The sequence below is a fragment of the Gordonia mangrovi genome (assembly GCF_024734075.1).
Taxonomy (GTDB): Bacteria; Actinomycetota; Actinomycetes; order Mycobacteriales; family Mycobacteriaceae; genus Gordonia; species Gordonia mangrovi.
This window is the reverse complement of the sequence record NZ_CP102850.1, coordinates 4694324-4709105: the sequence shown is the minus strand read 5'-3', so window position 1 is coordinate 4709105 and position 14782 is coordinate 4694324. Positions and strand designations below refer to the sequence as shown.

15 protein-coding genes are annotated in these 14782 nt (G+C 68.8%); 6 read left to right on the top strand and 9 right to left on the bottom strand.

Going from position 1 to position 14782, the window contains the following annotated elements:
- Positions 1 to 12: 12 nt before the first annotated feature.
- Positions 13 to 1080 carry a uroporphyrinogen decarboxylase gene (gene hemE / locus NWF22_RS21380; RefSeq protein WP_160902486.1) on the bottom strand — a complete coding sequence of 356 codons (1068 nt, stop codon included), beginning with the start codon at positions 1078 to 1080 and terminating at the stop codon, positions 13 to 15.
- Positions 1081 to 1148: 68 nt separating this feature from the next.
- Between hemE and NWF22_RS21375 the strand changes: the two genes are divergently transcribed.
- The gene (locus tag NWF22_RS21375; RefSeq protein WP_160902487.1) at positions 1149 to 1769 is read left to right on the top strand and encodes a DUF3000 domain-containing protein; all 621 of its coding nucleotides are present in this window, start codon (positions 1149 to 1151) and stop codon (positions 1767 to 1769) included.
- 16 nt (positions 1770 to 1785) lie between these two features.
- The gene (locus NWF22_RS21370) at positions 1786 to 3084 is read left to right on the top strand and encodes an HRDC domain-containing protein (protein ID WP_160902488.1); all 1299 of its coding nucleotides are present in this window, start codon (positions 1786 to 1788) and stop codon (positions 3082 to 3084) included.
- A 19-nt stretch (positions 3085 to 3103) separates the two neighbouring features.
- Here NWF22_RS21370 and dxs read toward each other — a convergent pair whose 3' ends face one another.
- The 3 genes from dxs to NWF22_RS21355 all read right to left on the bottom strand — a co-directional run bounded on the left by dxs (position 3104) and on the right by NWF22_RS21355 (position 8591).
- A complete protein-coding gene (gene dxs / locus NWF22_RS21365) occupies positions 3104 to 5080 on the bottom strand; it encodes a 1-deoxy-D-xylulose-5-phosphate synthase (RefSeq protein ID WP_160902489.1) in 1977 nt (658 codons plus the stop codon).
- A 174-nt stretch (positions 5081 to 5254) separates the two neighbouring features.
- Entirely contained in the window at positions 5255 to 6544 is a 1290-nt protein-coding gene (locus NWF22_RS21360) for a class I SAM-dependent RNA methyltransferase (RefSeq protein ID WP_160902810.1), read from the bottom strand.
- Positions 6545 to 6578: 34 nt separating this feature from the next.
- Positions 6579 to 8591 (bottom strand): APC family permease, encoded by a 2013-nt coding sequence (locus NWF22_RS21355; protein ID WP_258321234.1) that lies wholly within the window; start codon positions 8589 to 8591, stop codon positions 6579 to 6581.
- A gap of 175 nt (positions 8592 to 8766) precedes the next feature.
- On the opposite strand from NWF22_RS21355, the gene NWF22_RS21350 reads away from it, so the two are divergent.
- Together NWF22_RS21350 and NWF22_RS21345 are read left to right on the top strand one after the other, a co-directional pair.
- On the top strand, positions 8767 to 9432 hold the full coding sequence (locus tag NWF22_RS21350) for a potassium channel family protein (protein ID WP_160902812.1): 666 nt from the start codon (positions 8767 to 8769) through the stop codon (positions 9430 to 9432).
- A gap of 21 nt (positions 9433 to 9453) precedes the next feature.
- Entirely contained in the window at positions 9454 to 10116 is a 663-nt protein-coding gene (locus NWF22_RS21345) for a potassium channel family protein (protein WP_160902490.1), read from the top strand.
- 39 nt (positions 10117 to 10155) lie between these two features.
- Here NWF22_RS21345 and NWF22_RS21340 read toward each other — a convergent pair whose 3' ends face one another.
- Entirely contained in the window at positions 10156 to 10794 is a 639-nt protein-coding gene (locus tag NWF22_RS21340; protein WP_233751168.1) for a DUF3159 domain-containing protein, read from the bottom strand.
- Positions 10795 to 10859: 65 nt separating this feature from the next.
- Positions 10860 to 11237: an OB-fold nucleic acid binding domain-containing protein gene (locus NWF22_RS21335; protein ID WP_160902492.1), complete on the bottom strand. Its 378-nt coding sequence runs from the start codon at positions 11235 to 11237 to the stop codon at positions 10860 to 10862.
- A 134-nt stretch (positions 11238 to 11371) separates the two neighbouring features.
- On the opposite strand from NWF22_RS21335, the gene NWF22_RS21330 reads away from it, so the two are divergent.
- Positions 11372 to 12082 (top strand): alpha/beta hydrolase, encoded by a 711-nt coding sequence (locus tag NWF22_RS21330; protein WP_160902493.1) that lies wholly within the window; start codon positions 11372 to 11374, stop codon positions 12080 to 12082.
- A gap of 21 nt (positions 12083 to 12103) precedes the next feature.
- Here the strand turns inward: NWF22_RS21330 and NWF22_RS21325 are convergent, their stop codons facing one another.
- Together NWF22_RS21325 and dut are read right to left on the bottom strand one after the other, a co-directional pair.
- Positions 12104 to 12910: a DUF3710 domain-containing protein gene (locus NWF22_RS21325; RefSeq protein WP_160902494.1), complete on the bottom strand. Its 807-nt coding sequence runs from the start codon at positions 12908 to 12910 to the stop codon at positions 12104 to 12106.
- 6 nt (positions 12911 to 12916) lie between these two features.
- The gene (gene dut / locus NWF22_RS21320; RefSeq protein WP_160902495.1) at positions 12917 to 13450 is read right to left on the bottom strand and encodes a dUTP diphosphatase; all 534 of its coding nucleotides are present in this window, start codon (positions 13448 to 13450) and stop codon (positions 12917 to 12919) included.
- 43 nt (positions 13451 to 13493) lie between these two features.
- Here dut and NWF22_RS21315 point away from each other — a divergent pair, with 43 nt between their 5' ends.
- Positions 13494 to 14078, top strand: coding sequence for a DUF3093 domain-containing protein (locus NWF22_RS21315; protein ID WP_160902496.1), 585 nt, complete (start codon positions 13494 to 13496; stop codon positions 14076 to 14078).
- Between the two features lie 58 nt (positions 14079 to 14136).
- Here NWF22_RS21315 and NWF22_RS21310 read toward each other — a convergent pair whose 3' ends face one another.
- Positions 14137 to 14436 carry a DUF4193 domain-containing protein gene (locus NWF22_RS21310; protein WP_160902497.1) on the bottom strand — a complete coding sequence of 100 codons (300 nt, stop codon included), beginning with the start codon at positions 14434 to 14436 and terminating at the stop codon, positions 14137 to 14139.
- Positions 14437 to 14782: the final 346 nt, after the last annotated feature.

The window sequence follows — 14782 nt, the reverse complement described above, 5'->3', positions numbered from 1 at the left end:
AGCGATCCGGCATCAGAGGCTGTGGATCAGTTCGACGGCGCGGGTGATGACCTCGGGGTCGGTGTTCGGCAACACCCCGTGGCCGAGGTTGAACACATGCCCCGCCGCCCCGGCGCGAACCGCCCGGTCGCCGTCGGCGACAACACGGCGGACCTCCCGGTCCACCACATCGGGTCCCGCAAACAGCAGTGTCGGGTCGAGATTGCCCTGCACCGCCTTGCCGGGTCCGACGCGGCGCACCGCTTCGTGGAGCGGAACCCGCCAGTCGACCCCGATCACGTCGGCACCGGCATCGGCCATCGCACCGAGCAGCTCGCCGGTGCCCACACCGAAGTGGATGCGGGGGACGTCGTGGTCGGCGACCTCGGCGAAGACCCGAGCGCTGTGCGGGGCGACGTAGGTCTGGTAGTCGGCGAGCGACAGCATGCCCGCCCACGAGTCGAACAGCTGCAGCGCGTCGATACCCGCGTCGAGCTGCACGCGCAGGAACGCGATCGTGATGTCGGCGAGGCGTCCCATCAGGGCGTGCCAGGTGTCCGGGTCACCGTGCATGAGCGCCTTGGTGCGCTCGTAGTGACGGCTGGGTCCACCCTCGATCAGATAGGAGGCCAACGTGAACGGCGCACCCGCGAAACCGATGAGCGCGGCCTTGGCCGGCAGTTCGTCGAGGATCAGGCCGATCGCGTGGGCGATCGCACCCACCGAGTGCTCCTCGAGACGCGGCAGAGCCGCCACATCGGCGGCGTCACGCACCGGGTCCGCGATGACGGGCCCGGTTCCGGCGACGATGTCGAGATCGATGCCCGCAGCCTTGAGCGGCACCACGATGTCGGAGAACAGGATCGCGGCGTCCACATCGTGCCGGCGCACCGGCTGCATGGTGATCTCGCAGACCAGCGCCGGGTCGAAACACGACTCCAACATGCCGTGGTCGGCGCGGATGGCCCGATACTCCGGGAGGGATCGGCCCGCCTGCCGCATGAACCACACCGGCCGGCGCTCGGGAGTGGCTCCGCGGGCCGCGGCCACCAAGGGGAGATCGTGTGCGCGACGGGCGCGTGATCGTGTTGTCTCGGACATCGCCTCTACTCTGCCACGTCTCGGCGCGCCTCCTACCACCGTGGGGTTGCCGGACCTACCGTCGAGACGTGACCTCTTCGGGAGCTCCGACGGAGCCTGCTGACTTCCGCACCGCGGTGTCGTCATTGCATGCCGCGCGGATCCGACCGGAAATCGAGGTCGGACCGATCCGTCCGCCACAGCGTCTGGCGCCGTACAGCTACGCGGTCGGCGCCGAGGTGCGTGGCGTCGACGACCTCGACGACGTGCCGGTGGACTCCACCGGGAGTTCTTTCGGCCGACTGATCCTGCTCTACGACCCCGCCGGCCAGGAGGCCTGGAACGGGACGATGCGGTTGGTCGCCTACGTCCAGGCCGAGGTGGAGGCCGCGCTGGCGATGGACCCCCTGCTGCCCGAGGTGGCCTGGAGCTGGCTGGCCGACGCACTCGGCGTCCCCGCCGGGGAGACCTCCGGGCACGCGCCTGGCAGCGGTGTGGCGGTGACCGCACTCGGCGGCACGGTGACGTCGACGACCTCGGTCCGGTACGGCGACATCGCCGGTCCGCCGCGCGCGCATCAGCTCGAGCTGCGCGCGTCGTGGACCGCGGGTGGGCTGGAGCTGGCCGGACACCTCGAGGCGTTCTGTGAGGTGCTGTCCTCGGCCGCCGGCCTGCCGCCGTCTGGCGTCACAGAACTGGGCTCGGCCTGAGCCGGTGGCCGGCCCCATGACGAGCGGCGACGAGGGAGTGGGAGGATCGCCTCCGGCACCGCCGGAGGCGACGACAGAGCCGCTGTTGCACCCGGCCGACGGAGTCCCGCCAGTGCTCACGACGGCCACCGAGTTCGCCGCGGCCGCCGAGGCCATCGCCGGAGCCGGTGGACCCATCGCGGTGGACACCGAGCGTGCGTCGGGCTACCGCTACTCCCAACGGGCCTACCTGATCCAGATCCGTCGCAGCGGCGCGGGCACCTTTCTGCTCGACCCGATCGAGGATCCTGCCGCACTCGCGCCGGTCATCGACGCGCTCGACGGACCCGAGTGGGTGCTCCACGCCGCCGACCAGGACCTGCCGTGTCTGCGCGAGGTCGGCTTCGTCTGCCGTGAGCTCTACGACACCGAGCTCGCCGGGCGCCTGCTCGGTCTGAGCAAGGTGAACCTGGCCGCCATGGTGGCCGAGTTCCTCGGACTCGGGCTGGTCAAGGGCCACGGCGCCGCCGACTGGTCACGCAGGCCGCTCCCTGACGACTGGCTCAACTATGCCGCCCTCGACGTCGAGGTCCTCATCGAACTGCGTGAGGCGATGGATGCGGCGCTCGTCGCCGCCGGGAAAGACCAGTGGGCACGCGAGGAGTTCCAGGCCGTCCTGGAACGTCCGCCGGCCCCGCCACGCCCCGACCGTTGGCGCAAGACGTCGAACATCCACACGATCAAGAACGTCCGCACGCTGGCTGCTATCCGTGAATTGTGGACCGCCCGAGAGGAACTCGCGCAACGCAGGGACGTCGCGCCGGGCCGGATACTGCCCGATTCAGCCATCGTCACGGCCGCCAACGCCAACCCGACGACGCACGCCGAGCTCACCCGGCTACCGGTGTTCGGCGGTCCGCGCCAACGGCGCCAGGCACGGATCTGGCTCGGCGCGCTCGAGCGGGCCCGCGATCTGCCGGACACCGAGCTCCCACCGCGCCGCTCACCGACGACCGGCCTGCCCCCGATCAACCGGTGGGACCAACGCAATCCCGACGCGGCCGCACGGGCCGCTCGGGTGCGCCCGGTGATCCGGGAGATCGCCGAGACCCACTCGCTGCCCGCGGAGAATCTGCTCGCACCCGAGGTCGTGCGGCAGCTGTGCTGGGAGGGTGTGCCGCTGCCTGCCGACGCGGAGTCGGTGGCCGCTCGCCTGGCGACCGAGGGAGCCCGGCGATGGCAGGTCGAACTGACCGCGCCCGCGATCGCCGACGCACTGAACATCGTCGACGCCGAGCCACCCGCAGCGGACTCGAACACCGACACCCCGACCTGAGCCGGGGCGCTGCCGGACGTCAGCCGTCGGTCTCGGGTGCTGCCGAGACGTCGGACTGGGACAGGTCGGCCTCGTCCAGCTCGCGACCGGCGGAATCGGCGGCGGAATGCATCTCCGCCACGGTCGCGGTGATGGTGCGCGCGAGATCCTGGGCGGTGAGACCGAAGCCGGCCAGCAACTGTCCGCGCGAGGCGTGCTCGACGAACCGCTGCGGGATGCCGTGATGGTGCACCGGGACCGCGACTCCGGCCTCGGCCAGCGCGTCACTGACCGCAGACCCGATTCCGCCACGCACCCCACTGTCCTCGAGGGTGATCACCAGTCGATGCCGCCTGCCGAGGTCGGCGATCGAATCCGGAACCGGCAGGACCCAGCGCGGGTCGACCACCGTCGCGTCGATGCCCTGACGACCCAGGCGCTGTGCGGTGTCCACGGCGAGACCACAGAAGGCGCCGACCGCGACGATCAGCACGTCACCGGCGGCCGCACCCACGCCCGGCGCCGCCCGATGCAACACGTCGACACCGTCGTCGAGCCGTTCGACAGCCCGGATATCCTCCGGCACAGCACCTTTGGAGAATCGGACGGCAGTCGGTCCATCGCTCACGGCGAGGGCTTCGGCGAACTCCTCCCGCAGCCGCACGGCGTCGCGCGGCGCCGCGACCCGCAGACCGGGCACCAACGACATCAGCGACAGATCCCACATGCCGTGATGGCTGGGGCCGTCGGGTCCGGTGATACCGGAACGGTCCAGGACCAGGGTCACCGGCAGCTTCAGCAACGCCACATCCATCAGCAACTGGTCGAACGCCCGGTTGAGGAAGGTCGAGTAGATCGCGACGACCGGATGCATTCCCCCGAGGGCCAGCCCCGCCGCCGAGGTCACCGCATGCTGCTCGGCGATCCCCACGTCGAACATCCGGTCGGGGAACCTCTCGCCGAACGGCGTCAGACCGGTGGGGCCGGGCATGGCTGCGGTGATCGCGACGACGTCGTCGCGACGCGACCCGGCCTCGACCAGCGCAGCCGAGAACACCGACGTCCAATCCTGCGGCGACACGCTGGTGGCGAGTCCGGTCCGGGGGTCGATGATGCCCGTCGAGTGCATCTGGTCGGCCTCGTGGTTCTCCGCAGGCGCATATCCCATGCCCTTGCGGGTGACGGTGTGCACGATGACCGGCGCACCGAAGGCTTTTGCACGCCCGAACGCCGACTCCAGCGCGGAGATGTCGTGACCGTCGACCGGGCCCACATACTTGATGCCGAGGTCGGTGAACATCGCCTGCGGTGCGAGCAGATCCTTCAGACCGCTCTTCATCCCGTGCAGCACCGCGTAGGCGGGCTCCCCGACGACGGGAAGCAGCTTGACCGCGCGACGGCTCTCGTCGAGGAAACGTTCGTATGCGGGCTGCAGACGCAGGCCGGAGAGGTGACGTGCCAGCCCGCCGATGGTCGGGGCGTAGGAGCGACCGTTGTCGTTGACGACGATCACCAGCGGGCGGTCGCCGCCCGCGATGTTGTTCAGCGCCTCCCAGCACATGCCACCGGTCAGTGCGCCGTCACCCACCACGGCCACCACGGTGCGGTCGCCACGTCCGGTCAACTCGAAGGATTTGGACAGACCGTCGGCATACGACAACGCCGCCGACGCATGTGAGGACTCGACCCAGTCGTGCTCGCTCTCGGCGCGCTCCTGATAGCCGGTGAGTCCTCCCTGCTGTCGCAATCCGTCGAAGCCCTCCTGTCGGCCGGTGACGATCTTGTGCACATAGCTCTGGTGACCGGTGTCGAAGATGACCGGGTCGTGCGGCGACTCGAAGACACGATGCAGCGCCAGCGTCAGTTCCACCACCCCGAGATTGGGGCCGAGATGTCCGCCGGTGGCCGACACCTTGTCGATGAGGAACTCCCGGATCTCGGCCGCAAGGGTGGTCATCTCCTCCGGCGACAGCGCTTGCAGATCGGCCGGCGAACCGATTGTCTCGAGCACGCCCATCGAGTCCTCCATCACATCCGTCGAGTCAGGTCAGCGCGCCGGGCTGATGGCGCGCGATCCGCCGAGCCGCTGCGGGCGCGGTGGCTTTCCGAACAGTCTACGGATCGGACCGGCGTGGTCGGATTCACGACGAGCGGCGCCCGCCGGTCGGATTGGTCACAGGCCCCGGACTCGTCATCGTCGACGATGCGCGGGCACCAGCGCGGCGACGGCCTCGACGTGATGGGTCAGCGGGAACGCATCGAACGCGCGGATCTCCTGCACTCGATACCCGTGATCGGCGAACAGCGCCAGATCGCGCGCGAACCGCCCGATGTCGCAGCCGACGTGCACGATCACGTCCGGATCGGCGTCGGCGACCACACCGATCACCGCGGCACCGGCACCGGTTCGGGGCGGGTCGAGGATCACCACGTCGGGGGTCGGAAGTCCCGTGGCCGCAGCCGACACCTCGCCATGATGGACCTCGACGGGCTCATCGGCGAAGGTCGCCTCGGCGGCGGCCAGGGCGGCCGCGTCGGAGTCGACGACGTGCACCGCGGCCACCGCCCCGACTTGTGCCCCCGCCGCGTCGAGCGTCGCCCCGGCGAACACCCCGGCGCCGCCGTACAGATCCCAGACCAGCCCACGCCCGACACCCCCTGCGGCCGCGATCATGGCCACGACCGTCTGCCCGTACACCGCCGGCGCCTCGCGGTGGGCCTGCCAGAACCCGGTCACGGGGATCTGCCAGACCCGCCCGCCGACACGATGCGCCGCAGCGGCCGCGCCCACGACCACACGCTGCGCCCGGGGCTCCGCACGCCGACGCCGGACGGCCTGCGCGGTTCCCCGGGCACCACGCCGGCCACTGCGGCCGACCGGTCGGGGTGGGGCGAGTTCGGTGATGTGGCGGTCACCGTTCATGTCGGCTACGACCACCAGATCGCCGCCGGGGGTCAGCTCGAGGTCATCGAGCCCGGACAGCATGCCGGCTTCCGGGGCGGCGCATTCGTGGCCCGCGATGATGCCCGAGCCGTGTCGGGCGTGCATCCCGGCCCGGCCATCGGCACCGATGCCGAGGCGGGTCCGTACCCGCCAACCGGTGCCGGCGTCACCGAGGCCGGCGACCATGTCCCGCGCAACGCCGAGGTCGGCGAGAACATCGGCGCCGAACCCGCCGATCCGGGCCAGCGCATCACCGATGACCGCGGCCTTGAGTTCCCGTGCATGCTCGATCGATACGTACACCAGGTCACAACATCCCGCGCCGTGGCGGGCGGCGTCGCACACCGGATCGACTCGGTGCGGTGAGGGTTCGAGGATCTCGACGGCCTCGGCGCGGACGAACCGCTTCTGGCTGTCGTCGACGACCCGGGCGCGGACCAGTTCGCCCGGGATCGCGTCGCGAACGAAGACGACCCGACCGTCGAGCCTGCCGACGGCCTCGCCGCCGTTGGCCGGACGATCGGGCCGCAGGATCATCTCTTGCCGGTCGTTCTCGGCAGCGCTCACGCTGTCACCGCTCGTCCAGGTCGCTTCCGAGCGCACGGCGGGTCTCCCCCGGTGCTGTGTACTGCAGGTCACGATTCTTGAGTCGGACCGACGAGTTGAGCTGCCACGGCACCGACGTGACCATCACACCCGGTTCGAACAGCAATCGCGTCTTGAGGCGCAGCGCCGACTGATTGTGCAGGATCTGTTCCCACCAGTGTCCGACCACGTATTCGGGGATGAAGATGGTGATGACGTCGCGGGGGGATTCGCGCCGTACCCGGCGCACGTATTCGATGACCGGACGGGTGACCTCCCGGTAGGGCGACGCAATCACCTTCAGGGGCACCGAGATCTCGCTCGCCTCCCACTGCGACACCAGCTTGCGGGTGTCGCGGTCGTCGACGTTGACGGTGATCGCCTCGAGCATGTCGGGGCGAGTGGCCCGTGCGTAGAGCACCGCACGGCGGGTGGCCAGATGCAGCGTGGAGACCAGCACGATCGAGTGGGTCCGGCTGGGGAGCACCGAGTCCTCCTCGGCGCGTTCGAGTTCGCGCTGCACCGTCGAATAGTGCAGGTGGATCAGCTTCATCAGGACGAACAGTGCCACCATCGCGACGATCGCGATCCAGGCGCCCTGGGTGAACTTGGTCACCAGAACCACCACCAACACGGTCCCGGTCATCACCAGGCCGATCGAGTTGATCACCCGGGAACGCTGCATACGTCGCCGCGCATGGGGGTCGGTCTCGGTGCGCAGGTGACGCGTCCAGTGGCGGACCATCCCGGTCTGGCTGAGCGTGAATGACACGAACACCCCGACGATGTAGAGCTGGATCAGCGAGGTGACCTGCGCGCCGAACGAGATCACGAAGATCATCGCGGCGACCGCGAGGAACACGATCCCGTTGCTGAAGGCGAGCCGATCGCCCCGGGTGTGCAGCTGACGCGGCAGGTAGCGGTCTTGCGCCAGGACCGAGCCGAGCACCGGGAAGCCGTTGAAGGCGGTGTTGGCGGCGAGGATGAGGATCAGTGCCGTGACGGTGGCGACGAAATAGAAGCCCGGGGTGAACGTGTCGAACACCGCATGTGCGAGCTGGGCGATCATCGCCTTCTGCTGATAGCCCTCCGGCGCGCCGATGAGATCCTGCTCCGGATTCTCCACGTACTTGGCACCGATCTGCTGGGCGAGCAGCACAATGCCCATCACCAGCGTGATCGAGAAGGTGCCGAGCAGCAGCAGTGTGGTCGCCGCGTTGCGGGACTTGGGCTTGCGGAAGGCGGGAACCCCGTTGCTGATCGCCTCCACACCGGTCAACGCGGCACAGCCGGAGGAGAAGGCCCGCGCGATGAGGAACACGAAAGCGATACCGACGAGGTGGCTGTCCTCGGCGCGGATCTCGAAGTCCGCGGTCTCGGACCGGACGTCCTCGCCCAGCACGAAGATCTCCAGGAATCCCCAGATGAGCATCGCGGAGACACCGAAGATGAAGGCATACGTCGGTATTGCGAGCACCGCACCCGACTCCTTGATCCCGCGCAGATTGACCGCCGCGATCAGCGCGATCACGGCGACGCTGAACCACACCTTGTGTTCGGAGACGAAGGGGATGGCCGAACCCACGTTCTCGGCTGCCGATGCGATCGACACCGCCACGGTGAGGATGTAGTCGACCAGCAGGGCGCTGCCGACCGTGAGGCCGGCGTTGGGGCCGAGATTCACCGTGGCGACCTCGTAGTCGCCGCCACCGGACGGATAGGCGTGCACGTTCTGCCGGTAGCTGGCCACCACCACGACCATCACGACGGCGACCGCGACCGCCACCCAGGGGGTGAAGACCAGACCGCTGAGTCCGGCGATGGACAGCACCAGGAAGATCTCCTGCGGGGCGTAGGCCACCGACGACATCGCGTCGGATGCGAACACCGGCAGCGCGATGCGCTTGGGCAGCAGGGTGTGACCCAGTCTGTCGCTCCGAAAAGGACGGCCGAGCAGAATCCGTTTGGTCGCTACGGACACCTTGGACACGGTGGACACCAGGCAACACTAGAGCGTGTAGTAGACAAAGGCCACAAGGACGGGGCGCACCGATCGGGCCATCGCGGATGTGTATCGTCGTCGCCCGATACGACGGCGTGCACGGTAGGTTCGATGAGGCCGTACAGCGCTCGCAGCGCCGTCGCGGGGAGTCCGCACAGTCGGAAGGGTGCACGTGCAGGTAGTCATCATGGGGTGCGGTCGCGTGGGATCATCGCTGGCGATGGCGATGCAGAAGCGGGGACACGAGGTCGCGGTGATCGACCGCGACGAGTCATCGTTCATCCGACTCAGCCCGCAATTCACCGGGACCACCGTGCTCGGCGTCGGATTCGACCGGGATGTGCTGACCCGGGCGGGCATCGAGAAGGCCGACGCATTCGCCGCGGTGTCCTCGGGCGACAACTCCAACATCATCTCCGCCCGCGTTGCCCGGGAGACCTTCGGGATCGACCGCGTGGTCGCACGCATCTATGACGCCAAACGCGCGCAGGTCTACCAACGGCTCGGCATCCCCACTGTCGCGACCGTGCCGTGGACCACCGAACGATTCGTCTCCGCTCTCGGCGAGACCTCCACCACCATCGAGTGGCGAGATCCGTCGGGATCGCTGGTGATCGCCGAACTCGAGGTCGACGAGTCGTGGATCGGTGTGAGTGTCGGCAAGTTCCAGGAGGAGACCGGGGGGCGGGTCGCCTTCCTGAACCGTCTGGGCAACCCGATCCTGCCGGATGTGAAAACCGTTGTGCAGCAGGATGACCTCATCTATGCGGCGGTCCCGGCCGAACAGCTCGACACCACCCGTGCCACCGCCCGATCCCCGCGGATCACGTCCGACTGACTCACTCGTAGGGAGAACACGATGAAGGTTGCCATTGCCGGCGCGGGCGCGGTGGGGCGTTCGATCGCGCGGGAGCTGCTGCTCAACAGGCACGAGGTGACGCTGTTCGAACGCAAGCCGGCCCACATCGACCCGGCGGCGGTACCGGACGCGAATTGGGTACAGGCCGACGCCTGTGAGCTCAGTAACCTCGAACGCGCGGAGCTGCAGAGCTACGACGTGATGGTCGCGGCCACCGGCGACGACAAGGCGAACCTGGTGGTGAGCCTGCTCGCGAAGACCGAGTTCGCCGTCAACCGGGTGGTGGCACGGGTGAACGATCCCCGCAACGAGTGGTTGTTCGACGAGGACTGGGGCGTCGACGTCGCGGTGTCGACTCCGCGCATCCTGGCGTCCCTGGTCGAAGAAGCGGTTTCGGTAGGAGACCTGGTGCGGCTGATGACCTTTCGGCAGGGACAGGCCAACCTCGTGGAACTCACCCTGCCGGCCAACACGCCACTCGCGGGCAAACCGGTGCGCAAACTCACGCTGCCCCGCGATGCCGCCCTCGTGACCATCCTGCGTGGCGGTCGCGTCATCGTGCCCCAGAGCGACGACCCGATCGAGGGCGGCGACGAACTCGTCTTCATCGCTCCGGCCGAGGCCGAACCTGCTCTCTACGAGGCGATGCGGCTCGGTTCCTGACCGGGAGACGTCGACCGGGGCTCGCCGGTGGTGGTCTGATCAGTGCCGACCGGTGTCGGTCTCGGCGACAGCCGGATTCGACTCGGCGTCGGTCTCGATCCGGTCTTCCTCCTTGCTCGCCCAGCGAACGAGGAGCACCGTCGCCAACACCGCCAGCGCGGTCAACGGCCAGCCCATGGCGATACGGGAGACGGCCAGCCAGCCGGTACTGCCGTGGTCATAGAGTTCGGACTGGGTCAGATACCGTGCCGCGAAGACCAGCGCCCAGAATGCCGTGGCGAGATCGTAGGCGCGCAAAGTCTTGCGGTGGCTGCGCCAGGCCATCCCATCGCCACTGATCAGATTCCAGATGACGCCGACCAGGGGCCAGCGCACCAGAATCGACGCCGCGAACACGATCGCGTAAGCGAGGGTGGTCCAGATACCGAAGAGAAAGTAGCCCTTCGCGTCACCGGTCCGATAGGCGATGAAGACACAGATCGCCACGCCGATCAGGCCGGAGATCGCGGGATTCAGCGGTTCGCGGCGGATCAGCCGGACGACGAACACCCCGAGGGCCGCGACCAGCGCCGCGATGATCGCGGCGGTCAGCCCCCAGGCGGAGTTTACGGGTACGAAGACGATGATCGGCACCGTCGAGTAGATGAGGCCGGATACCCCACCCATCTGGTCCAACATGGACGTACGTCCGTAGGAATCGGACCTACGCTGCGGCGCGGGGCCCGCTGGGTCCTGCGACGACATCATTCGTCGTCGGGACTCTGGAGTTCGTAATACGGGTTGTAGATGATCTTCGTGCCGTCGTGTTCGGCCAGCCGACCCCGCACGGTCATCTTGCGGCCCGGTTCGATGCCCGGGATCCGATTGCGGCCGAGCCATTTGAGCACCACAGTGTCCGACCCGTCAAAGAATTCCGCCTTGACGCCGGCCTTCGCGGTGCGCGAGCAGGTCTCCACCGACCGCAACTCGCCGTGCATCGTCACCTCGTCGCCGCGACAACACTCCGCGGCGCGCTGGGCGCCGGTGGCGCGCGATTCCTCGGCGATCTCCACGGCGTCGGCGTCGCCGAGATCCTCGGTCAACCTGCGGGTCAACCGCTTCAGATAACCGGTGGTAGGCATCGCACCCTCCCGTTGGGTGACTCGTCTCTCGTCGAGACGTTCGTGAGACATCGGGCGGATTCGCCGCCCCCTGCTTGCAGTCGCCAGCGTAATCCTGTCCGTACGCCAGGTACAACGTCGGGCATGATCATGACATGCCCGCGCCGTGCCCGTCGGATCCGGCGGTATCGAGGACGCTCGTCGCGATCCCCGGAACCGGCTCCGACGCCGATTTCATCCACCGCGCATTCGGCCCTGCCGCGGCCCACCATGGACTGACTCTGGTGGCTCTCGACCCGTCGGCGGACCTGGTCGACGGTCATCTCCGCCGCCTCGACGAGATAGCCGCGACGTCGGGACCGCCGCTGGTCGGTGGGGTCTCCATCGGGGCAGCGATCGCGCTGGCCTGGGCCTTGGACAACGACTGCGCGGGTGTCTGGGCCGCGCTGCCGGCCTGGAGTGGTGACCCTGCGCTTGCACCCGCCGCGTTCAGCGCCGCGGCCACTGCCGCCGCACTGGCCACCGACGGACTGGAGCCGACGATCGCGACCATGTCGGCGTCGAGCCCACCGTGGCTGGCGGCAGAACTGAGCCGATCGTGGCGCGCGCTGTATCCGGCGCTCGGCTCGCAACTGGCGCAAGCCGCTCGGTTCCATGCGCCGACGGTTACCGAGATCGCAACACTGACGGCGCCGCTTGCCGTGACCGCGGCCGTGGACGACCCGGTGCACCCCGTGGCGGTGGGCCGGTCGTGGGCGGCTGCGGCACCACGCTCGGCGGTGACCGAGTTGACTCTCGACGACTGGGGCGACGACCCGTCCACGCTCGGCTTCAGCTGTGCACGCGGCTGGCAGACGATCCGCTGACCACACCGGCCACGGCGACGATCAGCCGCGCCGGTCCCGTCGGAAACGCTGCATCGCCGACCCGGAGGAACGTGGCAGCTGCTCGGCGTCGGCGTCGGATTGCGCGTCCGGCGTCTGGGCGGCGGGCGACGCCTCGGGGGCTGATGCCGCGGACTCACCCGGCTGCCCCGCCCCTTGTGGCCCGGCTCCTTGGTGCCCCGACACCTCTTGCTCAGCCATCTGCTGCTGGGCGGCCGCGACCTGCTCGGCCAGCACGGGCGGCAGTACCACCGGCAGTGGGTCACGCGGTGGGAACGGTTCGGAGCCGCGGCGCACCACAGATTCGGCCAGCACCGCGCGCGCCAACCGGCCCAGTTCATCGGCCCGGTCGTCGGGTCCGCTGGCGACGCAGCGGATCATCCACCGCGGCCCGTCCACACCCAGGAAGCGGTGCACGCCGCCGGGCACGGTGGCAACCACCTCCCTGCCCCAGTGCCCGTCCTCGACCACCACCGATGCGCCCTCGTCGCGCAGGGACTCCGCGAGTTCGCGTACCACTTCACGCCACAGGCCGGGCGACTTCGGTGCCGCGAACGCGCTGACGTTGATCCGTCCATGCGGTGTCACCAGGTACACCGCTTCGGGTTGATGCGCCGCCGACATCTCGACGGTCACCTGACCACCCTCGACCACCGGAACGAGCACCGAGCCCAGATCGAGATGCGAATTCCCCAACTCCTCTGCCGGAGTTGTCAGCGCATCGATGTCGTACGGGCCCTGTGCGGTACCGATCCGCAATTCCCCGTCCTGCGATCGACCGTCCCGGAATCCACTGTCGTCGGTTGCCATGGTCGTCTACTCCTCGGTCTGACGTGTCGTGGGATGGTCGGGGCCGCCGTCGACGTCGGGCGCGGCCGCGGCCAAGATCGCGTGTCCACCGCTGGAGCCGTATCCACCGGCCCCACGGCTGGTCTCGTCGAGCTCGGCGACCTCGACGAAGTCCGGCAACTCGACGCGCTGAACGAGCAACTGCGCGATCCGGTCGCCTCGTGCGATGGTGATCGGCTCGTCGGGGTCCAGGTTGATCAGGCACACCTTGATCTCGCCGCGGTAGCCCGCGTCGATGGTGCCGGGGCTGTTCACGATGGACAGGCCGGCGCGCGCCGCGAGCCCCGACCGGGGGTGGACGAGTCCGACGGTGCCGATCGGCAGAGCCACGGCGATCCCCGTGCCCACCAGCTGCCGCCGCCCGGGCGGCAGTTCCAGATCGGTCGTCGAGCAGAGGTCGACCCCCGCGTCACCGGGATGTGCGCGCGTGGGTAGTGGGATGCCGGGGTCGAGTCGGCGGACCGCGATCGGCTCGCTCGCGTCGCCCCGGTCGTTTGTCACGGTGGGAGAATTCTGCGCCACGAGGGCAGACTACGCTGGTCGCGTGACTCCCCCTGAATCACCTGAGAATCCGGCCGGTCGCCCCTCCGGCGACGGCGCAGGCGGGTCGACGGGTGACGCAAAGCACCCGGCGACAGAACGGAACTCGACGCCGGATCGGTTCTCCGAACGCTTGACCGTCCCGTGGTGGTGGTGGTTGGCTGCCGCAGTCGTGACCGGTGTCGTCGGCTACGAGATCCAGCTCTCCGCGCACCGATCCGCATGGAGCATCGTCGGTTACGTCGTGGTGGCCGTGTTGTGTGCGGCAGTCCTCTGGTCGATGGGGCGCGTCTCGATCCGGGTCACCGCCGACCGTGAGCTGCAGGCGGGCCGGGCACGCCTGCCACGCGCGGTGATCGCACGCGGGGCCACCGTGCCGGCCACCGCCAAGAGTGCGGCACTGGGTCGGCAGCTGGATCCGGCTGCGTTCCTCATGCACCGGGCCTGGGTGAAGACGATGGTGTTGCTGGTCCTCGACGACCCGGACGACCCCACCCCGTACTGGCTCGTGTCCACTCGCCGCCCGGCCGCGCTGCTCGCGGCACTCGACCTCCCGGATGCGGCTGCCGAGGCCGGTATCGCCGACTGATCCGATCGGGAGGTACGAAGGGGCGGGCTCGACGTCGGTCGACCCGCCCCGCACCGTGTCAGGCGCAGTCCACGCAGATCCGCGAATTGCCGTTCTCGCGTGCCAGCCGACTGCGGTGGTAGACGAGAAAGCAGCTGGTGCAGGTGAATTCATCAGCCTGCTTGGGTATCACCCGAACCGACAGCTCTTCACCCGAGAGGTCGGCCCCGGGGAGCTCGAAGGATTCCGCGGTGTCGCCCTCGTCGACGTCGACGGCAGACGACTGCGCCTCGCTGCGCCGGGCCTTCAGCTCCTCGAGCGAGTCCTCGTTCAGATCCTCGGTGTCTGTGCGACGTGGCGCGTCATAATCTGTAGCCATTGTGTGCCTTACCTATGTGAGAGTGTGCGAGCGCTCTCGGTTGCCCCGGCTTGTGGCCGGACAAACGTAGGTGCGCGGACCCGCCGGGATTGTCTTGCCGTCGGGCGTCACTTCAACGTCATGACCGGTGCAATTCGTTACCCAGGACCCTGCAGATCGGCGTGATTTTCGTCACATCCGATGTACATGCCTTCCGTCTGCTTCGGAGGGCGGGCGCCCGAAGCCTAGTGCACCCGTGCCGCTGGGTCAACGGTTGGGCCGCCCCGATCATTCCCGGGCGGGTCGCCGGCCGATATTACCCAGCCGGCACCGCGACACGGCCGACCCACGGGCCCGTCCGTACCGA